Genomic DNA, 26,791 nt, shown 5'->3' on the forward strand with positions numbered 1-26,791 from the left:
AACATTGTTGTTTAGGCTTGGATAATATTGCGACCTATCTCTTTGGCAAATTGTCCCGGCGTCACGCCGACAGTCTTTTTAAAATGTCGATTCAAGTGACTTTGATCGTGAAAACCACAATCGAGGGCGACATCTAGCAGCCGTGTGCCTTGTTTGATTTTTCCTTTGGCGAGTCTGACTCTGGCCTGAATTTGGTAAGAGTGGGGCGGTAAACCGTAATAACGTTGAAATTGCTTCAGCAAATAATAGGGGCTTAATCCCGCAAGTTTTGCCAGTTCTTCAAGGGAAACATCGGCCGCTGGATGATCGTCGATAAAGGATTTCACCAGCGCTAATGCAGGCTTTGCCATTGCTGCGATGTTTTCTGTTGGATGGTTCCTGCCATGGCGCGCCATTAATTGCGTTAAGCTTGAATAGACTAAGCTTTCGCGCAGTAAACGGTTATCCGACGTATCTAAGGTATTAAAAGTGAGGCGCAGCATATCAGCTAATTCTGGGTCGTACACCACGGGCTCTGGGAAATAGGGCGCTCCAGCAGTTAATAATGCTAACTCACTGTTAATATTTGCAAACTGTGCGGGTACTGGGTACATAGCACGGTATGACCAACCCCCGTCTGTGGCGCTACAGCCATTATGGACTTCATCGGCGTTGACTAAAATGATGCTGTGTTTTGGCGCAACATGGTTACCACCAGTCCGATAAAAGCGTTGTGCACCCGTTTCAATTACACCAACGGTGTAACCCTCGTGGGTGTGACGACTAAAATTTTGTTTATGGTAGTGGGCATTGAGTAACTCAAGGCCGCCTAACTCATCGGCAATTTGGTAGGCCGCATGTTCCGTGTTCATGAAGCCTCCTTTCTTGAATGTATGAATCGACGGGCTCAAAAATATAGCCCGATAATAACGCAGAAATCCTCAGTGCTTTTGTACAAAATTGCGCATATTGGATTTTGTTTTGCGTTTTATGTTTGTTGCTTAGCGCTGCTACCGAATGGCTTTGGTTATGTCGCCTGCCGTAATTTTATAAGATCAGCACCAACGATGGCGTGTAGATGTTGAGTGATTTTTTCAATCGGCCAATCCCACCAAGCGATAGCAACGAGTTCATCTATTACAGCTTGCTCGAATCTAAGTTTGAGCACAGTGGCAGGATTTCCGCCAACTACGGCGTAGGGTGGCACATCTTTTGTCACCACTGATTGACTGGCAACAATGGCGCCGTGCCCAATGTTTACTCCTGGCATTATGGTGGCATTATAACCAATCCACACATCGTTCCCGACTTGGGTATCGCCTTTATGTGGCAAATCCCCCGCGTTGGGCATCACCTTTTCCCATCCATTACCGAAGATATAAAAAGGGTAGGTGGAGAAGCCTGATACTTGATGATTGGCGCCATTCATAATAAATTTTACATCTTTGGCGATGGCGCAAAATTTACCGATGATCAGTTTATCGCCAATAAAGTCAAAGTGATAAAGCACATTCGACTCGAATCTTTCTGGCCCAGCAGGATCGTCATAGTAAGTGTAATCACCGACGACAATGTTCTTGCGCGTAATAAAACTTTTAAGAAACCCGACTTGAGGAAAGCCTTTCATCGGCTCCTTATCATTGGGATTTGGCCCTAACTGCGGGTAAATGTTTATACCTGGCATCAATGCCTCCGTGCCGAAAAGAGTTGCTTGCTATGCTAACGCATTGTCTTTTTTGAATCGTCTTACTTTGGTACGCATATTCTTCATCGGGGAGTAGGTATTAAATTGGATCATACGGCCCAGAGTCCATTTATCGTACCAAGTTACCCCATACAATTGGTGATCACTGAGGCTAGCAATGAGCGTTAACAGCTTTTTCATTGTCAGTTCATATTCATTAAGTAAATCAGCATATTGCCACTGGCTATATTCTTGGTGAAACCGCTCAGCTAATAATCCAAGTTGATTCCATTTATATCCTGTATCGGGAAAATCAACGGGTAGTCCATGCGATGTTAACTCATACCATTTGAGCACTAATTTACCCCAGCCAATAAGGTAGGCGGCTGTATCACTTACACTAATGTGTGTACCTTTAATATTTCCCTCTACGCCGCATACTCGGGACATATGGGTTGGGATTGAACGATAGTCTGCCATCAATTTGGGAAACACTGAGTCGATAGCCAATTCAAGCTCTTGTTTTGATTGGGGTACAGATGACATTACTACCTCTGTTTATATTACATTTGGTTAGCTTTGAGCGCCCTTGATACTGTCAGTCTTATCCTTAATCGGTTTGATTTCCATATTTTCCATGCAATAAGCGATGAATTCACCCAAGGTATTTGCTTTCCCATCGGGTAGGCTAACTATCCTTCTGCTAGAATGGATTGGCACCAAGTAGATTTTCATATATCACAATGAGCTTATCTATGATTAATTTACAGCGAGTTGGTATATTATTTCGACTTCTTTTTTTGGGGATATTTGTATATGCCCCTATCTCTTATGCTATTGACTCCTTTATTATCAACCATCCAGAATCTGAAAATGACCATAGATACCAATATACCTATGACCTCTTAGCACTAATTATTGAAGCAACTCAATCTGATTTTGGAGAGGCATCGCTGCAAGTTTCCAATGTGATAATGAGTCGAAATCGGATATTTAGATCATTACAGGATGGTCAAGTTGTCAACGTTATGGCAGAAGCATCCAGTTTACAGTGGGATGAGCAACTTACTCCAATAAAAATACCTATTCGTAAAGGCATTCAGGGTTTTAGAATTTTTATTATCAAGAAGGAAAATTTGTCTATTTTAGCCAATATAAACACACTCGCACAGTTAACTTCTTTGGATACAGGTTCAGGCAGTCAATGGTCTACTAAAATTGCAATGCAACAAGCAGGATTTAATGTGATTGAAAGTACTCAATATGACAATTTATTCAACATGTTGTCTATGGGGCGATTTGTGACGTTTGGTCGTGGCGTTAATGAGGTTTTTCAAGAGGTTGAGCTGTTCAAACAACGCTATCCAGATTTGGTTGTGGATGAAAATATATTACTGCATATTCCGCTTGCCACATATTATTATGTGTCCCCTAATGAGCCACGTTTGGCGCAGAGAATACAAGTAGGTCTTAAAAGGATTATTGCTAATGGTCAGTTTGATAAATTATTTTATCAGCGCCATTGTGAATTTTTGTTAAAAAGTAAGTTTAATGAAAGACGAATTTTTAAAATAGATAATCCGTTAATCTCAGAATCAGAAATCACTTCAATTGTGGGTAAGGATTTTTTAGTTAATCCAAAAGATGATTTTTCCGCATTGTGTGAAAAATATCATTGAGTCACTGATGGTCATGGCTTGTTATAGGGAATTTACTTCAAGCTAATTCCGTTAAGCTTTAAATTAAATTCAAACTCAACGATTTCCTGAGGCACATCTCTATAGCCACCAGTTTTAAATCTATGAATATCATTTTTTGAAGATACGTAGTAGTAGCTTTTACCTAACCATGAGGTAACCACCGTCCCCTCGTTAGTTTGCTTGGTTTCACTTCCGTCTTTATTCCAAACAATACTAATATCATTCATGGTTATTTTTGAATTTGTGTCTTTTAATTGCCTACAATTAGGGAGTTCAATTTCATAACCGTCAGTTACAACAGGAATATGACTTCGTTTGTGACTGCTTTTTTTTCCTACTTCTCTAATTTTCCAGCTATTTCCTCGCTCAGCACAAATGGCGTCATAATACTTTTCACATTTAATACTGTGTGATTTGGTCACTCCACTAGGAAAGGCAACTTCAAAGAGTGATTCGCCTTTTATGGGAATAGGCTCTCTTTCAAACTGAGAGTCTACACACTCAATAATTCCGCATGAACTGATGAACATTGAAACGAAAAATAGAACTAAAAATCTCAAGAGTTTCTCCATACTGAGTGATGGTATCTACACAACAACATAATGCACTTTCGGTTTGCCGACAACTTGCTTTGGCTAAAATTGCTTGAATGAGAGTTATCAAAAGTAGCAGGGCTGTAGCTGAGGCAAAACGAAAAGAGTGGGGACATCCATAGCTTTTATTGCGACTTTTTCACACCATAATTCCTATGGGTTGCTGTTAAAATTACTACGAGTGATCGCGCTATTTGTTCTTCTAAATGCAGCCAGATTACGCAGAAATTAGCCAAGGCGAATTCAGATGCGGACGTGACCTTCGATGACATGGATGTCATCGCAGAGCCGCCATGGACGGCTTCACGGCGTGTCACGGAAGCAATTGAATTCGTCGTACCAGCGGTGATGCATAAGTGCTTAATCTTAGAAGGGTTGCTAAAGCTTTTCTCTTAGCCTTAACGTTGCACTAATTTTGTATCACTAAGCAAAACAGCCAGCCCTCAAAGATCTTTGCGGCTGTTTTGTTATTTGAAACTTTTATCTGAAAGTCTCTATTGGAAACTCATCATCCACAACTTGCTATTGGGCAACCATCGCCAATAGCGCGGGTAGAAACTCTTTATCTAATGCGGCGATTTCGCTTTGCTCGACCAGCACTTGATTTAGAATTTCATGGCTGGTGAGGGGGTTGGCGAGTACTACGCGAAACACCACGGTCGCTTGCCTAAAATAGCGGGCGGGGGAGATGCGGGTGCGGGAGACGAAGGACTTACCCTGCTCACGCTGGTGCTTTTGAATAAATTGGGTAAGACCATCGAGTAATTCATTAAAGCGAGCCAGCTTTACTGTGTCGCCATGCTGGATGGCAAGCGTCATAGCAGATTGCACTTTAGCAGGCACATAACGGTAGGTCAGCAGGCAAAGCTCAGGTTCAGTAACTAACTCAAAATCCTTATGGGCTTTGATTTGTTCGGCAAAATAACGGGCTTTTTCAATGCTGTTATTGATTAATATCTCATAGCCATCGAGGCCAATGATCTGTAAGCAAGCGTGCACTAACATCGCCATGCCGGGGCGGGAGCCTTCTAAGGTTTGGCTACCTAAATCCTTTGAACCGCGGCGCAAAATATATTCGGCGTGATGGGCAATGGCGTGGGCAAACTCAGGGTCTTTAAATAACACCATGCCAGCGCCCATAGGCACATACATCTGCTTATGGGCATCAATAGTCACCGAATCGGCAAGTTCGATACCTGCGAGTAAGTGGCGGTACTTATTGGATAATAAACTCGCGCCGCCCCATGCCGCATCCACATGGAAATGACAACCTAACTCTGTAGCCAGCGCGGCTAACGCTTTAAGCGGGTCGACATTACCGGTTTCTGTGGTGCCAGCCACGCCAACAATCGCCAATACCTTGATGTTTTTACGGGCAAGTTCAAGCGCAGCTTCGCGCATCTTGGCGATATCGACTTTATTGTGGCTATCCGTGGGAATACTAATGATATTGTCACGGCCAATGCCGAGTAGATCCACGCCCTTACCGAGGGAGTAATGCCCACGCTCAGAAACTAAAATGGCTAAATCATCATAACCATAATGGCGTAGTGCCTTGAGTAGTCCTTCGCGGGTAACACCTTTAAAATCACCATCCGCTTTTAATAGCTGATTACGGGCGATCCACAGCGCTGTGATATTGGCAACCGTACCGCCTGAACAAAAAGCCCCGAGGGAATGATTAGCGCTGTGCATCCAATTTTGATAAAAATCAGCCTCTTTGGCGTAAATTAAATGGTGCATCATGCCGAGCACTTGGCGCTCAAGCGGCGTAAAAGCCTTAGAAGTTTCGATTTTGACCAGATTTTGATTAAGCCCCACCATCATTTTTGACAGGGGCAACACAAAGTAAGGCAGGGCTGACGTCATATGACCGATAAAGCTCGGCGCTGCTGTATGCACCGAATGCGCGACCAGATTTTGCATAATTTCATCGGTGTAATCGGAGACAAAACGCGGCTGGATTGGGATCTCGAAGGATTGAAAATCGGTTTCAATTTCCGATAGCGGTTTTTCGAGCGCGGCAATGCTCTCACCCAAAAAGCCTGCTAAATCCAGAGAGAGCTTCTGCTCGATAATACTCAGCGTCGATTCTGCATCTTCCGGCACAGTAAATATGCGCATCAGGCTTTCTTCAGATGCAGTGGCTTGACGAGGGAATTTTTGGGTCATGGGGCGTGCCGTCTATTAATTTTTATAGTGAAACCGCAAATTTGTCCAAAGAGTATAACGAAACATAGGACTCTCGAAATTCAAGCTAGCGGATTACCAAAAAGGGAGCTCACTTTACTGCAAGGTCTTTTAGGCATCAAGTATTAAAATATTGTACAGGCAATGCCTTGGGGTAAAAAATAACAAGGCGCCGTTGTAGCGCCTTGGTGCTGTGATAAATTAACCGCTCTTGTAATCTGGGCTAAACCGTCGGAATTCGCTGACCTAACACCAGTACTGAGGCGATATTACGTGCTGTATTGCAAAGGTTTAGCTTGGCATTTGCCAGCACATCGTCGAGTGGGCTTAAGGACGGGATAATAGGGAAAATAGCCTGCATACCGTGATCGAGTATGGCATTGGCATTTTCCCCTAGGCAGCCAGCGATACCAATAGTAGGGATCCCCTGAAGCTTGGCCTGTTTTAAAACCCCCATTGGGGTTTTGCCAAAAACGGTTTGTCCATCGATGCGGCCTTCACCAGTGATCACTAAATCGGCACCGCGGATTTTGTCAGCAAGACCTACGGTTTTCATTACGATTTCGACACCGGGTTTAAGTTCGGCATCTAAAAAAGCCATCACACCAAATCCCATGCCGCCCGCTGCACCTGCGCCAGCTTGTTCACGGTGATCCTCTGTGGCTGTGGTTGCAAACACATTGGCATAGTGGGCAAGGGCTGCATCTAACTGTTTAACCATCTCAGGTGTCGCGCCTTTTTGTGGGCCAAAAATCGCCGAAGCACCACGTTCGCCGCACAGGGGATTATCCACATCGCAGGCCACTTCAAAGGTACATCCACTCAGTAATGGATGGGCGTTGGTCATATCAATGCTGGCAAGATTGGCCAGCGCTGCGCCGCCAGAAGGGAGGCTTTTACCTTGGCTATCCAGCAATAGAATATCCAGCGCCTGAGCCATACCCGCGCCGCCATCGTTAGTGGCACTGCCGCCTAGCCCTAAGATGATATGCTTTATCCCCCGATTAAGCGCATCACAAATCAGCTCGCCCGTGCCATAACTTGTGGTGATGAGAGGGTTACGAAGCTCCCTTGGCACATGGTGTAGCCCAGAGGCAGAGGCCATTTCAATCACCGCAATCGCGCCTTGATGGGGCTTATTATGCGGGTGACTATTTGAACCATTACCGAGAATGCCATAGTAAGCCTGAACTTTATGTCCAAGTGGCCCCATGACCTCAAGGTTAACAATACTGCCGCCAGTGGCATCGACCATAGATTGCACAGTGCCTTCGCCGCCATCGGCAACGGGGATTTTGACTATGTCACATTCGGGGATCACCTGTTTAATGCCTTGCTCTATAGCGTTGGCGACATCGAGTGCACTTAAGCTTTCTTTAAATGAATCGGGGGCGATAACTATCTTCATTAAAAATCCTACAGCTTTTTGGGCGCAGTGATGCGCCCAAGGATGAGATTAGCGCTACATTAGAGCAACACTAGGCTTAAAATATAAACGGTAATCATGGCGGTTACGCCCTGGATAAGGGTTGCCATGGTTTGTGCTTTATAGGCTTGTTTTACGCTCATACGGCTAAATTGGGTCACGACCCAGAAGAAGCTGTCATTGGCATGGGAGACTGTCATTGCACCTGCACCAATTGCCATCACAGTCAGTACTCGGCCCATCTCGCTGCCAAGGCCAATATCGCCAAGCATAGGTGCAACCAATGCTGAGGTCGCAACTAAGGCAACTGTGGATGAACCCTGAGCCGATTTCAGTGCCGCTGCGACGATAAACGGCATAAAGATACCGACTCCAAGAGCTGACAGTGACGTACCTAAAAAGTCACCGATAGGGGTTGCTTTTAATACCGCACCGAAGGCACCGCCCGCACCCGTGATTAAAATAATTGGCGCGGCTGTGATCAGCCCTTGGCTAATACGTTCGCTAAATTCACCAATTTTACTTTCGCTCTTTAGTAGCGACAGGGATAAGAACAGACCAATAAGCAGCGCATTTACTGGCTGACCGAGGAACACCAGAATATCAAACAGGGTTTCTTTGCCTAATGGTGCTGAAGGGAAGTTCGCAATAGAGCCTAAACAAATTAATAGGATGGGCACAAAAATAGGCGCAAAGGCTTTTAGTGGGCTAGGTAGCACGCCATAGCTTTGTTTCAGCGATTCATAATCATCCAACTGTGTCTTAAGCTCCTGCGCACCTTCACCATCGGGCTCAACACCGGCAAAACGGTTTGCCCACAACATCCCCGCGAGTGATGCTACAGCTGCCACAAATAACCCGACGCCAATGACTAAGCCTAAATTTGACTCTAAGCCTAAGTTACCTGCTGCGGCGATAGGGCCTGGTGTTGGTGGGACAAAGGTATGAGTTGCGTATAAACCCGTGGCTAAGGCGACACTCATCGACACGCTTGAAACCTTCATGCGGTTAGCCATCGATTGTTTTAGCGAGTTTAAGATCACAAAACCCGAGTCACAAAATACGGGAATCGAAACGAGATAACCGATAATCGACATGGTTAATGTCGGAAAGCGTTTACCTAACACGTTAATCACCACATCGGCCATGGTGATAGCCGCGCCGCTTTTTTCGAGAATGATGCCAATAATTGTTCCTAAGACAATCACTAAGCCGATATAGCCTAGAATATTGCCAAAACCAGTCGTGATCGTTTTGGCGATTTCTCCGCTGGGTAATCCATAGGCGAAGGCCGCGATAAAGGCCGCTAGGATTAAGGTTAAAAAGGGGTGTAATTTAAATTTTGAGGTCGCGATAACAATAAATGCGATCACGCCGATAAGAATAAGCACTAAGTTCATAGTTTGTCCCGTTCAGTTCTTGGCTGAGGTTTTGACTGATATTGTAGGGCGCAGCTCTGATTTGGGTCTGAGTCCAAATAAGGGGTGCTTTAAGGTCATCCTATTATTGTGCAGACATATTTGAATAGCTTTGGTTAAACCCACGGAATTACCGAGTTATCCTGCACTATTTTTGTGCTTATGCACAAAAACAGCGAGGTGAATACGAATGTAATTGCTGAAATGTTGTCGCTTGTGAGCTTATCCCCATTGACAGTCAATGCTGGCTATCAATGGGGATGGATATGGGGATTTATTGACTGGCGTTATTGACGGCGAATAAATGACTCCACATAAGCCGCAGTGCGGGCATTCAGTATGGGATCGGCCGAGGCGGTAATACCCTTGGGTAATAGCAGAGGGTTAAAAATGCCCCTATCGCACTGTTGAACTTGGGGATCGGCATCTCGTTCACCATCAATAATCACTCGACCCACCAGTAAACGTTGGCGAGTTTCAGGCCAGATCACGGTTGGGTCATTAATTTCATCGCCCGTTTCGGCAAGTTGAATATAAAGGTTCCATTGTGCAGGCTGGGTTTTAATGCGGCTCAGCAATTCAGCCTTTAAAAAATCATCACTAAGATTAGCAAGCTCAGTGGCGTTAAGGGCGACAGTGCCTGCTACGGGTTCAAAAATCCACTTACCCGCGACCGTTTCACCTTGTTGAGCACCACCTTTTTGCGCGCTAAACAGAAAACTGTTTACACCAAAATAACGGCTATTGGCAAAACTTGGGCTGGGTGGCAATTGTTTTAAATAGTCGAAAAAGGCTTTGGCGCTGGGTTGATTGTCGATAAGCCACTGTTTACCTTCGGCGCCTTGCTTCACCTTGGTTTGAAAGGTAAAGAAATCGTCGAGATTACTGGCAAAAAACACTGGGACGTTAGTAGTCACAAAATTGAGGTTTTCCGTTTCACCGTCAATTTTGAGGGAAAGAAAGCGTCCAGGAGTTTTATCGGAAATCTGTGGATTTGTTCCTCCGAGGGAAAAGCGGGCGGTAACCTTGATCGCATCTTGCTTAAAAAAAGGAATATCTAAGATTTTTTGCAATTGTGGAGCTGGCTTAAAAGTGCCCGATGTGCAAAACCCTTTCGAGTGGTTACGCAGTTTTACCGCTTTCCCCGCCTCTCGACTGGCGGCATCGGGCGTGCCATTGACAGCATCGACAAGTTCAGGAATGGTCTTTTCGGCGGCACTGAGTATCGGTGAAACTAAGGTAAAACCTGCAATAATGCTCGCTTTGACAAGTAACGTGAGTTTGTTCGGGTTCATGGTAATTCCTTTCAATAGACTGAGTCAGAGGACTCTGACCCAATAAGAAAGGGAAGAGGGTATAAATCTTTCAATCGATCATCATTTTTACCGACGAGCTTAGAAATCATGTCAGCCCGTACTGATTAAGCTGAGTTGTTCGAGGAATCAATAAGCTGGCCCAGATATAGGCTCAATAATCCATGGAGGGATTGGATATCGGCTTGGGTAACTTGTTGAATTTTATCGAGTCGATATCTTAAGGTATTACGGTGAATAAACAGGGCATTAGCGCATTGTTGTGCATCACCGAAGTGGGTGATGTAGGCGGCTAAGGTTTTACGTAATTGACCGTTCTTATCCACTTTAGCAAGTTGTTGATAAGGCGTTGCAAGTGCTTGACCGCGCCAGTCATGTTTAAGCCCTGAAAGCAGTACTTGCAGTGAGTAATCTTCGAACAGGTATTTATTACCTTCTGGATTGAGCTGCTTACCCAGTGCTAAGGTTTCCTGCGCCGTTTGATAGGAGCGTGCAATGCCGCCATTTTCCGGGAAAAAATGTCCAAGGGCGATTTTAAAGTTAAGGTTCATCTGAGCGGGCAAGCGTTGCAGCAATCGATCAATACGTTGATTTTCAAGCTCAGGGTCCCATTGTTTTCCATCTAAAAAGGCGGGTTTTAAAATCACTAACTGCGACATTGAGGTCATGGCAATTAAGTTGCCACGATCGGGGTATTGCAGTAAATGAAGCACTTGTTTGAGGGTTTCGCTGACCCTGTGGTTACGATCATCGATAACATTAGGTTGTACCGTATCTGCCAAGTCAATGGAGAGGGGATCTGAGGGGCGCTTCGGTACTTTTACTGGCCTACTTTTCTCACTGATCTCAATGATGGCCGCAACCCTTGGCATACTGATATCAATATCGAGCTGTTTTGCCCAACGATGTAACTGCCTATCATCGGTTTCTGCTTTGATAAGCTGCAGGATAAACTCTTCTCTTTGGCGGTTTTCCCATTGCAATTTATCTTGCAGGTTGGCTTGTTCAACAATCATTTCGGCGGTCATTTTTAGTAATTCGCCGTAATGGGTTAGTTCGTTAGGATCGCCTGTTATACCGACAACACCGATAATTTGTCCTTGATAATGCAAGGGTAAATTGATGCCGGGTTTGACACCGTGCAAACTCGCTGCAACCTCCTGACTTAATTCGACATTACGATTTTGTGCAATCGCTAATAGTGCGCCCTCGTGGATTGAGCCTATTCGCTTGGGATCGCCTGAACCTAGGATCATCCCTTGACCATTCATCACATTGATATTGTGACCAATGATTTTCATGGTGCGACTGACAATTTGTTTGGCGATAACTGAATCGAGAAGATACATAAAGGTGCCTAGTCTTGCTGCTGTAATAGGGATAAAACCCGCGCTCTTAATCTTGGTAAATGGTTATTTTCAAACTCGGGATGTTGTTTAAGCCAACGATTATTACGCGGGCTAGGGTGGGGCAATACAATAAACTTCGGCCAAAATTGTTGCCATTGCTCGGTTGCCTGCGTCACTGTGATGGACTTTGGCTTGAGTGTGCTACTGGTTTGAGTTGCAGTACTTAAAATACCAAGTGGTGTGGCTGATACGGTTAAAGGTTCGCGGGGGAGATGATAATCGATGGCATATTGCCCTAGGATCAGTATCAACTCAATTTGTGGCATTAATGCTAATAATTGATGATGCCAAGTGGCGGCGCATTCGGGGCGAGGTGGTTTATCCCCCAGCTTTTTACCGTTTTTCTCTATACTGCCAGGAAAGCAAAATCCCATGGGAATGATGGCAAAAAGGGCTGGATTATAGAATTGCTCCCTTGTCACATTTAACCAAGTACGCAGCCGTTCACCGCTGGCATCGTCAAAGGGAATGCCTTTATGGTGGGTTTTAACCCCTGGTGCCTGGCCTGCAATTAAAATCCGAGCTTGGCTACTCGCCTGCAATATGGGTTTGGGTGCTAAGGGCAAATGCGCCTGACACTGAGTACATGCTCTTACCTTTGCCAATAATGCGGTCATGGATGCTGAGCATGGCGTATCTGTATGTGGCCCTTGAGTCGATGCTTTCATAGTGATTTAAAGTTGAAACATCATAAATGTTTGATACAGCCAATAACCAAATAGTGCATAGCCTAACGCTAAACCAAGATAACTTAATAGCTTAGGGAGCCTGCTTGGCATAGAGGCTAGGCAAATATGGGCAACGACAAGACTGAAAAAGGAGAGAGGCGCAATAACATAGCTTAATGCGAGGATAATGAGCGCGCCGATACTCAGTATCCAGTCGGCATTGCGGTTAGTGACTTTGTCGATTTTATGAAGTTGTAACGGTAGCAAAATCAATCCAGTGCCGACACAGATAAAACCTAAGTTAAGGGCGAAATCGCTCCAACCTCGGTGATCATAAATGGTAAGTGCAATGGCAATAATAGGTACAAGCAGCGCGCTTAATACATGACCGTTAGTAAAACTGTCACTGCGATATTTGCCAGCCCAAAAGAATAACCCCTGTAAACATAAGTTGATTAAGGTAAAACCCCCTAAACCTAAGATGATAAACAGGCTGGCCGTGCCACCGGAGGAATCGAAGGCTAAGGCGGGTAATGGTAATAGGCTTAGCCCCAGTAAAGTGGGAAGTGATAACAACCACTGATTTTTGGAGATTGAAGAGTGAATTCGCATGGGCTCAAACGATTAACCAAAAGATTGAATTAAGATCCGCTAAAGTGAGCTAAAACTCAAGGAATAAGGTTTTTATCAGCGGATTTTCACTCTAGAGTCTGATCTTATTCAAGATTTTAGCTTTTGAGGGATTTCACCAAACAGACAAAATTTTGAACAAAAAGCCCGCAAGATGCGGGCTTTTGGATTTAAACATATTGAGCGTTAGAGTTTGTAGCTCATGCTTAACATGATCATCTGTGCTGTGTAGTCATGGCTGTTGCTGCCAAAGCCTACGACGTTCCAGATCCCATCGACAGCGATATCATTTGCGGCGTCATTATCCTTATAGTTCTCAACTTTATAATCAAAGCGCAACGCCATTTTCTCGGTGGCTTGATATTGAGCGTATAAGTTAATGTTGTGAACTTTGGCAAAATAATCGCCATAGTCGCCTGTGATACCTTGTCTAACTTGAGTGTTACTGTCGGAGTCTGAATAAGTGTAATCCAACCCCATACGTAACTTGTTCTCAAGTAAGTTGTTGTAGCTAATGCCAGCACCAACTACATCGACTCTGTCTTCAATGTATCCTGTCCAAGTTGGGGTGCTATAATTGCTGCTTCCCGCTTGCTCAGATTCAATGATTTGGTAGTTGTAGAAAGCGGTCGCCAGTAAGTCTGCGGTGATCATATAACTGACATTGGCATCATAACTGGTGTCTTTTGACTCAGTTAAACCAATAACAGTATCGGTGTAATCATCGAGTGCATAACGGGCACCTACATCAATAGTTAAGCTTTCCAATGGCGTGTGAGTGATCCGCGCTTCCACTTGGGTTCTGTCACGGTCAGCCAGATTGTACTTACGTAACAAGCTATTGGTTTCAGAGGATGTCCATTCGGAGGCTTGATACTCCGAGCCATCGCGTTGACCATAGCTGCCTTTAACCCACATGTCCCACATATCGAAGCTATTGACTCTAAAACGTGCCCAAACGATGTTCTCATCCGTGGTTTCACGGTCTTGATAATCACGCTCGTCACGTTTGAAGTCGTAACCACCATCAAGCTTCATACCTTGGGTAATACGATAATCTGCCGCCACTTTAAAGCGTTGGCTAGTGTTATCGTAAGGCGTGTTATAGGCCACTTTACCATTGACATCGTTGATGCTGATCTGCGTCCATTCTTCGATCTGGGTATTGTTATCGCGGTCGTGGTAATCATAACTACCGCTTAAGCGTAGTGAGTTGGTGACTTTGCTAACCAACTTTAAGTTTATACCCAGAAGATCAACTTTGGCATCGACAGCTTCAGTCGGTGTTTGAAAGCCGTAACCTGAGGTCACTAGAGCTTGATCTTGGCTCATTTGTCCCGCAAGAATACGGCCAGAAACCACATTGGTGCTCTGGTTGTATTGACCCATCAGTGACACTGTGTGTGACTGGTTGTCGGGATCAAGCGCCATCGCACCAGAGGTTTGTGCGCCAAAGGTGGGATTGAAAGCACTGTCATAATTTAACTGGTTGTACTCATTCTTGAAGATCGAGCCATTGTAGTTAAGTGCAGTAAACCAGCGCTCACCCTTGAGTTTAACCCCCGCTTCAATCGTGTCAGTGGTGTAGTCGACAGGCTCAGCTAACATCATCGATTGATTGAAGAAACTACCTGAAGCTTGTTTTAAGCCGGTTTTTTCTTCACGCATGTAGTTCACGTAAGTGCTCCACAGCGATTCGCCCTGATATTCAAAACCTAAACCCGTACGTTCACGTTTGAGTGATAGTTCGAGTGAGTTTAGGTTGTCCATCAATAACGGCATTTGACTGCTTGAACCTGCGGTAACCCAATTGTCAGGCAATGTTAAGTTGTTTCCGTCCATTCCTGAGTATGGCGTTAAGGCGCTATTAGTGTCGTAAGTCGCGATTTGACGATAGTTGACATTGACATTGTACTGGCCGAGTTTGCCTGCATTAATGTCTAAACGACCGCCATCCATGCCTAATTGATAGGCTTCGATGCTAGCGCGATAACCATTTTCACCAATGTAGGCTAAGTCAGCATCCAATTTTCCGGCGACTTCGTTTGAGGTACCAAAGGCGTTAGCTGAGCGAATATCATCTTCGCTGTTATAACCAACACCCACTCCTACAGTGCCGGATACGCCTGTTTCGACGACGCAGCCCTTACAGCTCCATGCGGAAAGTTTGACTTTTTCAGTGTTGGCATTAGCAACGCCATAACCATCAGCAGCGACTGCAAAACCGGTATTTGCTAATAACGCCAGAGTGATCAAATTGAGTTTAAATTTCATTTTATCTTCCCCTTAGCGCTGTAATAGCTTGCCAGATGGATGGTTTGAACCATGGACCTGACTATGGCAATTTAAGCAGCTTCTTCCACCCGTAAAGGCATTGTCACCGACGTTTGAACCTGAACCAGTGTTACCTAAGTAAGCATTGCTGGCGTGGCCATCGCTGGCATGACATTGTTGACACAACTGCGGCGCGCGGGTTTTCAGCATGGCATCATTCACACTTCCGTGAGGATTGTGGCAAGTGACGCAGTTTTCAGTAACGGGTGCATGCTCCCAAAGTTTTGGGCCGCGTTTTTCAGCGTGACAGGCATAACAGGTTTCGTTGATGCTAGGTTTGTTTAGATCGGAATCTGTCATGCTCCCATGGGGATTGTGACAATCGCTACAGGTCATTTGCGCCCATTTTAAAGGGTGACTTGAGCGTTTATTCAGATCTGCTTTTTGCTTGGTGTGACAGCTAGTACAAACTTCCATCTCAGTGTTTTTTGCTAGCACTGGGTCTTTTGCAACATGCACTTGGTGGCAAGAAGCACAGGCAACATCGGCATTGTCATGGTGACCGCCATTCCAAGACATACGTTTGTCATCTTGGTGACAGCCCATACACACACTGTTTTGTTTGTCGGCACTTAAGGTTGATTGCTTACCGAAAGTGATCATCGGTTCGTTACCGCCCTTATTGTGCAGCCCCATTGGACCATGGCACGCTTCACATTGTAGGCCAGCCATTGGGCTCTTAGAGGAGTCAATCGCACCGTGAACACCTTTGAAGAGGTCCATGACTTTTTCAGATTTCTTGTGACACATCAAACAAGAATCCGCCCCTTTAGGTGAATAACTCCCCTCAGCGAACTTTTTATCTAAGGTGGCTTCGACTTGTTCTGGTGTCATTTTATCATCCCACTTCGAGGCGTGTGCACTCGGTACGATGCATAATGACATTACTGCAGACATTGCCAGGGATATGGCGAGTGCTGGCAGTAGATTTTTCATTTTTAAGCTGTTCTTCATAATAGGCTTCCCAATTTGTCCCAACAAATTTCAAGAAAGGGGGAGTTAAACTCCCCCCGCTTGGGCAAATTACATTTTCACTTGAGTGTGATCTGTTGGAGTGGGTTTGTGACAGTAGAAACAGGTTTCTGACTGCGCCGCTTGATTTGCTTGGACATAGTCACCGTTCACAATTGCGCCCATATTTTCTAAGCCGTGACCAATGGATTCTGGCGTATGGCATGAAGTACAAGTCGCTGTAATTGGCGTGGTGTATTTACCTGCGGTTGTTGCCAGTGCGCCCTTAACCTTGAATGAATCTAAGTTGAAGTCGTTATGACATTGAGTACATTCTTTAATGACACCTTGTTCACCGTGAACAACGTGTAATTTCATCTCCAACGCACCTTTGTTGGCACCACTTGCATAGGTACCATCCGGGGTGTGACAGGCGACACAAGCATCGACACCCACAGTCATTTTGCCATTAAGCTCGCGACCTAATTGTTCTGTCATCACAAAACCAGCATGGTGGCCTTTGTGAATTTCAAAGGTGTCGCTGTGACATCCTACGCATGTATCAAATTTTACAGAATTGATATGGCGCATGCTTGGGGCATTGCCTGATTTAGTGCCAAAGGCTAACTCGGCTTTCATACTGGTCGTTGCACTATCAGCTGTACAGCTTGTTAGGCTAGAACCAGAACTACACATTTCTAAGCCAATAATGGTAAAGGCAGTATCTGTATCACCCGCGCCGAAAGGCAGTGCAGGGGTCGTAAATACCAGTTTACCGTCAACTAGGGTAACACCCTCTTGCAGTACACCCTCTTTGACTAAGTCTTTAGCAATTTTAGCTTTACCACTACCTGGACTTGGGTTGTAGCCCATGATTGGGAAGTTTGGACCGACGTTAGTGACTGTTTCTAAGCGTTTGATCTTGTCTTGAACGGTTGCTGCATCAATGGCTTTACCATCTTTATCCAAGATAGATACGGTTAAAACTGCAGTATCGTCGGTTTGACCAACCAGTGTTGCTGTCATGCCTAACTGGGCAATAACCGCTTTTTTCTCGATGTTTTTCACCGTATGGAGTTCAGCTGTCCAAGTACTGTTATGACAGGCGATACAGTTTGAGTTATCAAGTTGTTGTGAATGGCCTTGACCCGCAGCAAAGTCCACTGTGCTGTGGCAGCTACCACAAGAAGCTGCGGTAGGAATGCGTGACCAATTACCCCAGTCTGGCGCCGCATCATTTTCAGCGTGACAGCTTTGGCAACTTTCTAATGAGCCTAAGGTTAAATCTTTATGCTTAGCATGCACTAAGGCATTAAATTCATTACCTTGTTTAACTTTGTCAGAGGTATGGCAAGTTGCACAGTAGTTAACGTCGGAATAGGCGCCACCATGTTTCACATTGGCTAAGTCTTGGTGACAAGTGTTACAACTTTCGGTGGTAACAATCTTGCGGCTGTAAGTCGGTTGTGCACCTGTATCAGCGGCAAAATCTACGTAGGCATTACTGTTCGGGATTAATGTACCATCGGGTAATGGCGTATTATAGGCACGGATTAACACGCGCTGTGCTAACTGGTCATTGTAAGTGATGCTTGCGTTGGCGGTCAGATTCATGTTGAAAGTATAGCTGTAGTGACCGTTTTTCTTATCAACAAAAGTGCCTGGGCAAGTCGCTGCTACATCACAGGTTTCATCACCAAAATACTGCCACTGCGAAGCATTACCTGCACCCGTTGCACCCTGAGGGAGCAACTGTGCTGCCGCAAAGCGCATTTTTTGTAAACCGATTACGGGTAAATCATCTTCGTTAGTAACCGTAAATTCAACACTAGGTACACCGTTAGTGATGACTGATTTTTCAAAAGTAAAATTTAAGGTTTGGATCGCACCAGCGGGCTCGCCACCAGGTTCACCGGGAGTACCATCATTACCATCGCTGCCACCACAGCCCACTAAGGCCATAGAGACTGCACTTGCTGCTAACAGCAGTGCGATTTTAGATTTATATGCGTTCATCATTTTTTCCCTGCATAGGTTTGGCATTGCTTAAACGTTTATATTCTAGCTCATACAGATTCTATGCCTGTGTTTTTTAATAACTAGAAACGACTTAAGTTAATGCTGGAAATAGAATTCCCCAACGAAAGGCTAACCTAACATGCCGTTAAAATCTCCAAGGCCTTTGCTAATGTGTGACTTGGATCTTTCTATTTCTAAATAGGTAGTTAAACCTAAGGGGGAAATTAAATTTAGATTAAAAAAACAGCGAACTTAACAGAGAGAATTGGCAGTGAATTACTGATGTTTTAGCGTGTATTTGGACAATTTAAATGAAGTGATTTTTGCATAAAAAATCCCCTCACCGTAGTGAGGGGATTTTGAAAGTTAATTATCAGTCAGTAATTAAAGGAATATTAGTATTTCACTGGGTGAACTGTATCCACACCAAATGTTTTACCTTCACCGTGACAGGTTGCACAGGTTTCGCTGCCAGGAATATAAGTTCCCGCAACACCGTTATACACACCGCCATTAGTTTCGAAGTGACCGATCACCGCACTATCAGTTGCAGTTGTTGCATGGCAAGAAGCACAGGCAGCAACAGTAGGTGAGTATTCACCAGTGTTTGCCAAGAATGCAGGCTTATCGCCCAGTTTAACTAAGCTCAGTTGACCTTTATCATGACAGGCCGCACAGTTCGCTGGGTTTTCTGGGAAAGTTGCTTCATCTGTAGTTAGGCGACGGACACTACGAGTATCGGCGTGAATTTGGTGGATCATGACTTTAAAGTCAAAACCACGTTCAAACGGCTTTTTACTGTGAGCAGGTGCGCCATTGTGGCAAGTAACACAACTACCATCGGCTAAAGCGACTGCAGTATTTGGTACTGCTGAGTGACAAGTACCACAACTGCTATCAGGTTTGTCAGCCGCATGAGTCAGTGCATGAGAGGCTGAAAAGTCGGCTTTCTCACCGTGGCAGTTAGCGCATTTAGCTTCAGATACAACCACGCTACGAGCGGTGACATTGCTAGCATCGGCAGAGAACGACGCTTTGTTGCTACCAACAATCACTTCGTATATTGGAGCTTCAGTGCTGCTGCAATCAATTGCGGCATCCATTGTTGGATCAAGTTCTGCTGAGTTTGCACAGAGCAGTAATTTACCATCCATGAAACCTTTACCAACGCTCACAATCTGCTTGTATGGTACTGATGAAGTTCCGATCACTGCAGTGATACCTGACAATGTATAGGTCACTTGTGAGCCATTGGCTGTTGCAGTTAAATTAGCGTTAGTATCAACTTTTGCAAGGTTTACTGAAATACGGTTTTCACTTCGACCGAGCGCACCGTTAGATGGGCGGGGGCCCATAGTATATTCAGTGCCATTAAACGCTGTAAGGCTTACCCAAAATTCTTTTACTTTAGGATCTTGGTGTGGTGCAACATCACTATGCCAATCCACCGTAAAGGTTAATTCGCCTTTAGTTGCATCGAATGTACCGTTTCCGAGCTTATAGGTATATTCAGTGCGTAGTGATTTAGTCGCATTTGCTTTAGCTAAATGGTACTTAGCGCTACCTTCTTCACCTTCTGCTGCATGGCAAGAAGCACAACCGCCTGTTTGGAATACATTCACGAGGTTTGCACCTGGAATACCATCAATTTCAGGGGTGGCGTAGTAGTGGAAATAGTTACCAACGAAGCCGCGGTCTTTTTGACCTTCAGGCGGGGTTAACCATTCGCTGTTATCAACAGTATTGAAACCTGTCATATGGCAAGATGCACAAGCTAAACCTTTATGATGCTTGAAGTTTGCGGCATCCACTGGACCTTTATCATCGGTGCTGTGGCAAGATTGGCAATTGCCAATATCGACTGGCAGAGTGACACGCTCAGAAACGTCTTTACCTTCACGGTATTGTGGGTAGCCATTTTGAGCTGCCGCTTTAGCCATAGTGCCGCTAAAGTCGTAGGCGGTGCCACTGTAACCGACCATAGTGTAGGTACCTTTGTGGATTGCATGCACCATAGCGGCCATGTCCAAAGATGCTCCTGTTTCTGGATCTTTACTATAGCTGGTATGACAAACTTGACAGTTCGCAATTCCAATACGTCTTCCACCGTGAAGTGCTAATGGTTTAGCGGTTGAAGAGGTATCGCTGTAATTTGTGCTGTGGCACTTAATACAGTTAGCTTCTAGATCAACAACGGTACGAGTTTCAGTCGTTTTAGCTTCTCTGAAATTATCGTTTGGTAAGAAGTCGATATGACTATTGACCAACTTAGCTGATTTGCTACCGTCGGTTTGAAGTTCTAGGGTGATACGGTGTACTAGTGTGGGATCGTAACTTAAATCAAGGCCTTCAATAGGCGCTAATGTGCTTAAGTTAGTTTGGAAAGTATAGCGATAGACGCCGTTGTCCACGACTTTTAAGCAAGTGGTTTTACAGCTTGATTCTATGCTGGCTTGAATTGCATCACCGGGGGTGAATTTCACGTCTTTAGTAATTTCACCCTCGGTATAGCTATAGTTTGCCAGACTGCGCGCAGGATCCGCGGCTTTTACTGAGTTGATATAGCTGACCCATTGTGGTGCTTTATAACCTTTACCACTCTCTGGGGCTAGTTTTGCTATGCCTAGGGCTAGCGCATTAACTTGAGCATACTGCTCTAAGCCTGTTACTGGTACGCCATTAGCATTGGTGAGTACTATGTCTACGCTAGTTATGCCGCTGTCAATTTTTACATTTTCAAGGCTGGCTTTAAGCGTCGTTGCTTGAGCGATATCTAAACCGACTGGGCCTGGTTGCCCATCTTCACCATCGTTACCATCACTACCACCGCAACCTGCGAGTAGGAGTGAAAGTAAGCCGGCACCCAACATCGCTTTAGTTGCGGTATTGAAATTGAACCGTTTCATCATGATATTTCCCTGCAATAGTTGTAATCATCATCAAATACATGGTAAATAAGAATTAATCTCATTATGTATATAAGATGTGTGGAATTAATTTTCCATTTGTAAGGCTAACGTAAGTCACTGGTACTTATCAGTCACTTTAGGTGGGTAATGTGATTGAGATCTGACTATTTCTTTGGAGGTAGTTAGCTGCATAGGGTGAGTTCCTTTTCATCTGTAGTTGCTGACCTTTTAGTCCAGCATCATAGGGTTAGTATATTTCATGTAGTTTTAGCACTCTTGCTCGTCCACCTTTTGTGCAACAGAAAATACAGGGTTCAATTTCTTATTGTGTTTTCAAGTTTGATGATATGCCTGTAGAGAGTCTAGGTGTTGTCGTGGTGACCTTCCGAGCAATCCGTTGAACATCATTGTGATAGCTTATGGATAAAAAATTTTACTTTTAGGCGTACTTTGGTGAGTCTTAAACCAAAGTGATAATAAGCTATTTTCACTTTTATCTTTATTTTACAAATTGTTGTGTAAGGATTTGTTATGTAAATCAGCTATGAGATTATATTAGATATTTTATATATAGCTGTTTACTCGCTAATTTTATTTGTTATTTTGAAGCTTTTGATATTGCTAATTTAGCGTGTTTAATTCTAGAACATATGAGTGACGATTGCTTAACAAAATTCTGTTCTTGATTGTAAAGACGGATGATTTTACTCGTGATAAATAAAAATGCTTATGCAGGTAATATTGGTTTTATACGAGTATTTGTTTACTTTTATGTAACCTTTAAGTTAGCTGCATTAGCTATTGATTATGGAGGCTGATTTTTATTTTCAGTTGGTCGTTTATTCATTGGGATTTTTGTCACATAATACCCAACACAATTGAAAACTATTATCGTTACCAGTCAAAAATGTTGATCTAGGTAAAGTTATTAGGCTCATCGCTCAGCTACAATAGGCGCAGTTTTTCAAGCTGAACCTGTTGCAAGGTGGAATACGTAATGAAGTTAAGCGAACTTAGTCCCGGTGACCGTGGCATTATTTCTGAAGTCGGACGCTTGGATCTGCCACAAACAGTAAAGCGCAAATTATTATCTATGGGTATCACGCCAAATACGCGATTTTCCTTGATCCGACGAGCGCCCATGGGCTCGGGTTTAGAGCTGGATATTCGTGGTAGTAAACTTTGCATGCGCAGAGACTTGGCAGACATCATTGAGGTGGAAAAGGCGAATGACTAAGCAGTTTCATTGCGTCACTGTTGGTAACCCAAATGCGGGTAAATCAACACTCTTTAACGCGTTAACAGGCGCGAATCAACAAGTCGGTAACTGGTCTGGTGTGACAGTCGAAAAAAAGACCGGACATTTCACCCTAAATGGTGCTGATGTTTATTTGACTGACTTACCCGGCATTTATGACTTGCTCCCCGCTGGAAACAGTTGCGATTGCTCCCTTGATGAACAGATCGCCCAGCAATATCTAGCCGAACAACGTATCGATGGGATTATTAACTTAGTCGATGCCACTAATATTGAACGCCACCTATATCTCACCGCCCAGTTGCGTGAGCTCGCTATTCCTATGGTGGTGGTACTAAATAAAATTGATGCTGCAATTAAACGCGGTATTAAAGTCGATTTAAATAAAATGAGCCAACAACTGGGTTGTCCCGTCATTGGTGTGTGTTCACGGGATCCTGCTGACGTTGTAAAAGTGCAGGCTCAGGTACTTGATTTGCTTCAAGGACGCGTCTCTGAAGCGCCGCTTATGCTCGATTATGATGAGCAAATTGAAGCTGGGGTGCAGTTACTTTGTCGTAAGGATCCTAAGCTCAGCCGTGGTCGGGCACTTGCCATGCTTGGCAATGGCTCAGGGTGTGGTAGTTGTAAAAATTCCGAGTTGCAGAGTGAAGTTAATGATTGCACTCAACTTATCGCGCACCAAGGACATGATATCGAAGTGATGGTCGCGACCACGCGTTTTAATTTCGTGGAGCGAGTGTTTCAAGGCTCTGTAAAGGCGAGTGGTTTCCTCACGTTAAGTGATAAGTTAGATAAACTCGTATTGCATCCAGTGCTTGGTATTCCAGTATTTTTGTTTGTGATGTACTTGATGTTTATGTTCAGTATCAACATCGGCAGTGCCTTTATCGATTTCTTCGATGTTTTTGCTGGCGCCTTATTTGTCGATCACTTTGGTGCTTTCTTAACGAGCATGGGCTCACCAGACTGGTTAGTCACCATCTTAGCGGGTGGTGTTGGCCAAGGTATTCAAACGGTATCAACTTTTATACCTGTCATTGCGGCCCTGTTCCTCGGTTTGTCTATTCTCGAAAGCTCTGGCTATATGGCGCGTGCGGCATTTGTGGTCGATGGATTAATGCGCCGTATCGGTCTACCCGGTAAAGCCTTCGTGCCTATGATTGTGGGGTTTGGATGTTCAGTACCTGCAATTATGGCAACGCGAACCTTAGGCAGTGAGCGTGAGCGTATTGTCACTGGTATGATGGCACCTTTTATGTCCTGCGGTGCGCGTCTCCCTGTATATGCTTTATTTGCTGCAGCTTTTTTCCAAGATTCAGGGCAAAACTTAGTCTTTTTACTCTATATCATTGGGATATTTGCGGCGATTGGTACGGGATTATTGCTCAGAAGTACCTTACTACCCGGCACCAGCAGTGCAGTGGTCATGGAATTACCGAGTTATGAATTACCTAAGCTCAAAGCGGTTATGGTACGTACAGGTAAACGAACTAAGAGCTTTATCTTAGGGGCGGGGAAGACCATTGTTTTAGTTGTGACACTATTGAACTTTATTAATGCAATTGGGGTTGATGGTAGTTTTGGGCATGAAAATAGCCAAGCATCCTTACTGAGTGTGGCGAGTCAAAAAGTGACGCCTGTGTTTGCGCCTATGGGACTTGAGCCGGATAACTGGCCTGCAACAGTGGGAATTATCACGGGTATTTTTGCCAAAGAAGCCGTAGTGGGAACTTTAAATAGTCTCTATACCAATGCTGAACCTGATGGCGGTGAACTGACTCCATTGGTCGATAGCTTTAATGAAGCCTTAGCAACAATACCCGCAAATTTGTTTGGATTAGATTTAGAAGACCCACTGAAATTATCTGTGGGTGATGTGTCAAATACTGAAGTTGCTGCCGAGTCTCAAGGTGTTGCAACCTCGACCTTTAGTGCATTGCAATCGGGATTTACCACTAAGATAGCGGCATTCTCTTATTTGCTGTTCATCTTACTCTATACTCCCTGCGTGGCTGCAATGGGTGCGTTAGTGAACGAGTTTGGTTCTCGCTGGGCAACGTTTGCGGCAACGTGGACTTTCTCACTGGCCTATGGTTCTGCGACGATTGTGTACCAAGCGGCCACCTTTAGTCAGCATCCGATGCAATCGAGTTTGTGGATTGGATTTTTCTTACTTGCTTTAGCTGGTTTCTACTTGTGGCTGAAGCGTAAGGGGCGTCGGACGCAGCAAATCATTCCGGGGATCCGTATTATCACTGAGTAACAAATGTCAGCTTAGTGGACGCAAAGATAAAAGCAGCTTTCATGGCTGCTTTTATTGTTTTACTATCGCGGTTATAAACCCAGCTGGTCAAAAACCAGAGTTTTTAGCACTAGGCATTGTAACGAGTAGGGATCTGTAGGATCATGCTGCTTTTCTTAAAATAGCCATTGTTCGCAAAGAGGAATTCCATGAGTCATGTGGACACTGAAGTACGTCCGAGTAACTTTATTCGTAATATCATAGATGAGGATTTGCAAAGCGGTAAGCATACAAGTGTGCAGACCCGTTTTCCGCCTGAGCCGAATGGTTATCTGCATATAGGTCATGCAAAGTCTATCTGTTTAAACTTTGGGATAGCACGTGACTATAAGGGTCTATGTAACTTACGTTTTGACGATACCAATCCTGAAAAAGAAGACATTGATTATGTGAATTCTATTCAGGCGGATGTTCGTTGGCTTGGATTCCAGTGGGATGGCGATGTTCGTTATTCATCAAACTATTTTGATCAGTTACATCAATATGCGGTTGAACTTATTAATAAAGGTTTAGCCTATGTATGTTTTTTAAACGCTGATGAAACTCGTGAATATCGTGGAACGCTAAAGGAGCCCGGTAAGAATAGCCCATACCGTGATACAGCCGTTGAAGACAATCTGCGTTTATTTGAAAAAATGCGTTTAGGTGAGTTCAAAGAAGGCGAGTGTGCATTGCGTGCCAAAATTGATATGGCCTCGCCATTTATGTGCATGCGTGATCCGGTTATTTATCGTATTCGTTTTGCCCACCATCATCAAACGGGTGATAAGTGGTGTATTTATCCTATGTATGACTTTACGCATTGTATTTCTGATGCGTTGGAACATATTACTCATTCTTTGTGTACTTTAGAGTTCCAAGATAACCGTCGTTTATACGACTGGGTACTGGACAATTTAGATGATTTTCAAGCGCCAAATCGTACTCGTCAGTATGAGTTCTCTCGTTTAAATCTTGAATATACGTTGATGTCTAAGCGTAAGTTAAACGACTTAGTGACCCGCAAGCTAGTATCGGGTTGGGATGATCCGCGTATGCCAACGATTGCAGGTCTGCGCCGTCGTGGGTATACACCTGCATCAATTCGTGAGTTTTGCCAACGTATTGGTGTGACTAAGCAAGAAAATATGATCGAAGTCAGCATGCTTGATGCGTGCATCCGTGAAGAACTTAATGAGCATGCACCACGCGCTATGGCGGTCTTGCGTCCATTAAAAGTCATCATTGAAAATTATCCAGAAGGTCAACTTGAGACGATTCAAGCGGCATCACACCCTAATGACGAAAGTATGGGGACGCGAGAACTGGCTTTTGGCCGTGAAATATTGATTGATATTGCTGACTTTAAAGAAGAAGGGAATAAACATTACAAACGTTTAGTCACAGGTAAAGAAGTGCGTTTACGTAACGCCTATGTGATTAAAGCTGAGCGTTGTGATAAAGACAGTGAAGGCAATATCACGACGGTTTACTGTACTTATGATCCTGAAACCTTAGGTAAAAATCCAGCCGATGGTCGTAAAGTCAAAGGCGTGATCCACTGGGTTGAAGCAACAACAGCCAAACCAGCTGAATTCCGTTTGTATCAACGTCTATTTACCGATCCCAATCCAGCGGCTGCTGAGACCGTGGACGAAGTCTTAAACCCAGAATCTTTGGTCGTAGTAAATGGCTTTGTTGAGGCAAGTTTAGTCAATGCACCAGCAGAGAAGGCGTATCAGTTTGAGCGTGAAGGTTATTTCTGTGCCGATAATAAAGATTCTGCACCAGACCGTTTAGTCTTCAACTTAACTGTCGCACTGCGTGACTCTTTCGAATAAATAGATAAGTTCGAATAAGTGGATAAGTTTGAGTAAGATGAAGTCCCAAGTAAATTGGGGCTAAAATGAGTTAAATGTCTAGTCCTGAAATAAGTTGACACTTATTTCCACCTAAAACGCCTGATGAACCTCATCGGGCGTTTTGTATTTTAAGGCCAAATGCGGCCGTCGTTGATTATATATGG

At 44.3% G+C, this 26,791-nt stretch carries 19 protein-coding genes; 4 read left to right on the top strand and 15 right to left on the bottom strand.

Annotation, left to right across the window (positions count from 1 at the left end):
- Positions 1-11: 11 nt before the first annotated feature.
- From L2744_RS15570 to L2744_RS15580, 3 genes are all read right to left on the bottom strand, one after another.
- A complete protein-coding gene (locus tag L2744_RS15570) occupies positions 12-851 on the bottom strand; it encodes an AraC family transcriptional regulator (protein WP_248992780.1) in 840 nt (279 codons plus the stop codon).
- 155 nt (positions 852-1,006) lie between these two features.
- Positions 1,007-1,663, bottom strand: a complete 657-nt coding sequence (locus L2744_RS15575) for a Vat family streptogramin A O-acetyltransferase (protein WP_248992781.1) — start codon at positions 1,661-1,663, stop codon at positions 1,007-1,009.
- A gap of 30 nt (positions 1,664-1,693) precedes the next feature.
- Positions 1,694-2,209 carry a ClbS/DfsB family four-helix bundle protein gene (locus tag L2744_RS15580; protein WP_248992782.1) on the bottom strand — a complete coding sequence of 172 codons (516 nt, stop codon included), beginning with the start codon at positions 2,207-2,209 and terminating at the stop codon, positions 1,694-1,696.
- Between the two features lie 209 nt (positions 2,210-2,418).
- Between L2744_RS15580 and L2744_RS15585 the strand changes: the two genes are divergently transcribed.
- Positions 2,419-3,342 carry a transporter substrate-binding domain-containing protein gene (locus L2744_RS15585; RefSeq protein ID WP_248992783.1) on the top strand — a complete coding sequence of 308 codons (924 nt, stop codon included), beginning with the start codon at positions 2,419-2,421 and terminating at the stop codon, positions 3,340-3,342.
- Positions 3,343-3,374: 32 nt separating this feature from the next.
- On the opposite strand, the gene L2744_RS15590 is transcribed toward L2744_RS15585, so the two are convergent.
- From L2744_RS15590 to L2744_RS15645, 12 genes are all read right to left on the bottom strand, one after another.
- The gene (locus L2744_RS15590) at positions 3,375-3,923 is read right to left on the bottom strand and encodes a hypothetical protein (protein WP_248992784.1); all 549 of its coding nucleotides are present in this window, start codon (positions 3,921-3,923) and stop codon (positions 3,375-3,377) included.
- A gap of 555 nt (positions 3,924-4,478) precedes the next feature.
- Complete coding sequence (gene panP, locus L2744_RS15595) at positions 4,479-6,128, bottom strand: pyridoxal-dependent aspartate 1-decarboxylase PanP (protein WP_248992785.1); 1,650 nt, start codon at positions 6,126-6,128, stop codon at positions 4,479-4,481.
- A gap of 241 nt (positions 6,129-6,369) precedes the next feature.
- Positions 6,370-7,554 carry a glycerate kinase gene (locus L2744_RS15600; RefSeq protein WP_248992786.1) on the bottom strand — a complete coding sequence of 395 codons (1,185 nt, stop codon included), beginning with the start codon at positions 7,552-7,554 and terminating at the stop codon, positions 6,370-6,372.
- Positions 7,555-7,613: 59 nt separating this feature from the next.
- Complete coding sequence (locus tag L2744_RS15605) at positions 7,614-8,972, bottom strand: GntP family permease (RefSeq protein WP_248992787.1); 1,359 nt, start codon at positions 8,970-8,972, stop codon at positions 7,614-7,616.
- 305 nt (positions 8,973-9,277) lie between these two features.
- Positions 9,278-10,285 (bottom strand): catalase family peroxidase, encoded by a 1,008-nt coding sequence (locus tag L2744_RS15610; RefSeq protein WP_248992788.1) that lies wholly within the window; start codon positions 10,283-10,285, stop codon positions 9,278-9,280.
- Between the two features lie 125 nt (positions 10,286-10,410).
- A complete protein-coding gene (locus tag L2744_RS15615; protein WP_248992789.1) occupies positions 10,411-11,652 on the bottom strand; it encodes a sugar diacid recognition domain-containing protein in 1,242 nt (413 codons plus the stop codon).
- Positions 11,653-11,660: 8 nt separating this feature from the next.
- Complete coding sequence (locus tag L2744_RS15620; protein ID WP_248992799.1) at positions 11,661-12,329, bottom strand: uracil-DNA glycosylase family protein; 669 nt, start codon at positions 12,327-12,329, stop codon at positions 11,661-11,663.
- A gap of 57 nt (positions 12,330-12,386) precedes the next feature.
- Positions 12,387-12,992 carry a hypothetical protein gene (locus L2744_RS15625; RefSeq protein ID WP_248992790.1) on the bottom strand — a complete coding sequence of 202 codons (606 nt, stop codon included), beginning with the start codon at positions 12,990-12,992 and terminating at the stop codon, positions 12,387-12,389.
- Between the two features lie 204 nt (positions 12,993-13,196).
- Complete coding sequence (locus tag L2744_RS15630) at positions 13,197-15,284, bottom strand: MtrB/PioB family decaheme-associated outer membrane protein (protein ID WP_248992791.1); 2,088 nt, start codon at positions 15,282-15,284, stop codon at positions 13,197-13,199.
- A 12-nt stretch (positions 15,285-15,296) separates the two neighbouring features.
- Entirely contained in the window at positions 15,297-16,298 is a 1,002-nt protein-coding gene (gene mtrA / locus L2744_RS15635) for a decaheme c-type cytochrome MtrA (RefSeq protein ID WP_248992792.1), read from the bottom strand.
- 69 nt (positions 16,299-16,367) lie between these two features.
- A complete protein-coding gene (locus tag L2744_RS15640) occupies positions 16,368-18,314 on the bottom strand; it encodes an OmcA/MtrC family decaheme c-type cytochrome (protein ID WP_248992793.1) in 1,947 nt (648 codons plus the stop codon).
- A gap of 395 nt (positions 18,315-18,709) precedes the next feature.
- Positions 18,710-21,223, bottom strand: coding sequence for an OmcA/MtrC family decaheme c-type cytochrome (locus L2744_RS15645; protein ID WP_248992794.1), 2,514 nt, complete (start codon positions 21,221-21,223; stop codon positions 18,710-18,712).
- Positions 21,224-22,220: 997 nt separating this feature from the next.
- Here L2744_RS15645 and L2744_RS15650 point away from each other — a divergent pair.
- The 3 genes from L2744_RS15650 to glnS all read left to right on the top strand — a co-directional run bounded on the left by L2744_RS15650 (position 22,221) and on the right by glnS (position 26,606).
- Complete coding sequence (locus L2744_RS15650; protein WP_248992795.1) at positions 22,221-22,460, top strand: FeoA family protein; 240 nt, start codon at positions 22,221-22,223, stop codon at positions 22,458-22,460.
- Positions 22,453-24,747 (top strand): Fe(2+) transporter permease subunit FeoB, encoded by a 2,295-nt coding sequence (gene feoB / locus L2744_RS15655; protein ID WP_248992796.1) that lies wholly within the window; start codon positions 22,453-22,455, stop codon positions 24,745-24,747. Before L2744_RS15650 ends, feoB begins: the two co-directional genes overlap by 8 nt.
- 188 nt (positions 24,748-24,935) lie before the next feature.
- The gene (gene glnS / locus L2744_RS15660) at positions 24,936-26,606 is read left to right on the top strand and encodes a glutamine--tRNA ligase (protein WP_248992797.1); all 1,671 of its coding nucleotides are present in this window, start codon (positions 24,936-24,938) and stop codon (positions 26,604-26,606) included.
- Positions 26,607-26,791 lie beyond the last annotated feature (185 nt).

This window comes from Shewanella profunda (assembly GCF_023283765.1).
In the GTDB taxonomy this organism is placed as follows: Bacteria; Pseudomonadota; Gammaproteobacteria; order Enterobacterales; family Shewanellaceae; genus Shewanella; species Shewanella profunda.

What these genes read in the sequence shown, in the direction of transcription:
- L2744_RS15600 (WP_248992786.1), bottom strand. Translation starts at nt 7,554, where the DNA reads ATGAAGATAGTTATCGCCCCCGATTCATTTAAAGAAAGCTTAAGTGCA.
- L2744_RS15650 (WP_248992795.1), top strand. Translation starts at nt 22,221, where the DNA reads ATGAAGTTAAGCGAACTTAGTCCCGGTGACCGTGGCATTATTTCTGAA.
- L2744_RS15615 (WP_248992789.1), bottom strand. Translation starts at nt 11,652, where the DNA reads ATGTATCTTCTCGATTCAGTTATCGCCAAACAAATTGTCAGTCGCACC.
- L2744_RS15640 (WP_248992793.1), bottom strand. Translation starts at nt 18,314, where the DNA reads ATGATGAACGCATATAAATCTAAAATCGCACTGCTGTTAGCAGCAAGT.
- L2744_RS15610 (WP_248992788.1), bottom strand. Translation starts at nt 10,285, where the DNA reads ATGAACCCGAACAAACTCACGTTACTTGTCAAAGCGAGCATTATTGCA.
- L2744_RS15625 (WP_248992790.1), bottom strand. Translation starts at nt 12,992, where the DNA reads ATGCGAATTCACTCTTCAATCTCCAAAAATCAGTGGTTGTTATCACTT.
- L2744_RS15575 (WP_248992781.1), bottom strand. Translation starts at nt 1,663, where the DNA reads ATGCCAGGTATAAACATTTACCCGCAGTTAGGGCCAAATCCCAATGAT.
- L2744_RS15645 (WP_248992794.1), bottom strand. Translation starts at nt 21,223, where the DNA reads ATGATGAAACGGTTCAATTTCAATACCGCAACTAAAGCGATGTTGGGT.
- feoB (WP_248992796.1), top strand. Translation starts at nt 22,453, where the DNA reads ATGACTAAGCAGTTTCATTGCGTCACTGTTGGTAACCCAAATGCGGGT.
- L2744_RS15580 (WP_248992782.1), bottom strand. Translation starts at nt 2,209, where the DNA reads ATGTCATCTGTACCCCAATCAAAACAAGAGCTTGAATTGGCTATCGAC.
- mtrA (WP_248992792.1), bottom strand. Translation starts at nt 16,298, where the DNA reads ATGAAGAACAGCTTAAAAATGAAAAATCTACTGCCAGCACTCGCCATA.
- L2744_RS15605 (WP_248992787.1), bottom strand. Translation starts at nt 8,972, where the DNA reads ATGAACTTAGTGCTTATTCTTATCGGCGTGATCGCATTTATTGTTATC.
- L2744_RS15620 (WP_248992799.1), bottom strand. Translation starts at nt 12,329, where the DNA reads ATGACCGCATTATTGGCAAAGGTAAGAGCATGTACTCAGTGTCAGGCG.
- L2744_RS15630 (WP_248992791.1), bottom strand. Translation starts at nt 15,284, where the DNA reads ATGAAATTTAAACTCAATTTGATCACTCTGGCGTTATTAGCAAATACC.
- L2744_RS15585 (WP_248992783.1), top strand. Translation starts at nt 2,419, where the DNA reads ATGATTAATTTACAGCGAGTTGGTATATTATTTCGACTTCTTTTTTTG.
- L2744_RS15570 (WP_248992780.1), bottom strand. Translation starts at nt 851, where the DNA reads ATGAACACGGAACATGCGGCCTACCAAATTGCCGATGAGTTAGGCGGC.
- panP (WP_248992785.1), bottom strand. Translation starts at nt 6,128, where the DNA reads ATGACCCAAAAATTCCCTCGTCAAGCCACTGCATCTGAAGAAAGCCTG.
- glnS (WP_248992797.1), top strand. Translation starts at nt 24,936, where the DNA reads ATGAGTCATGTGGACACTGAAGTACGTCCGAGTAACTTTATTCGTAAT.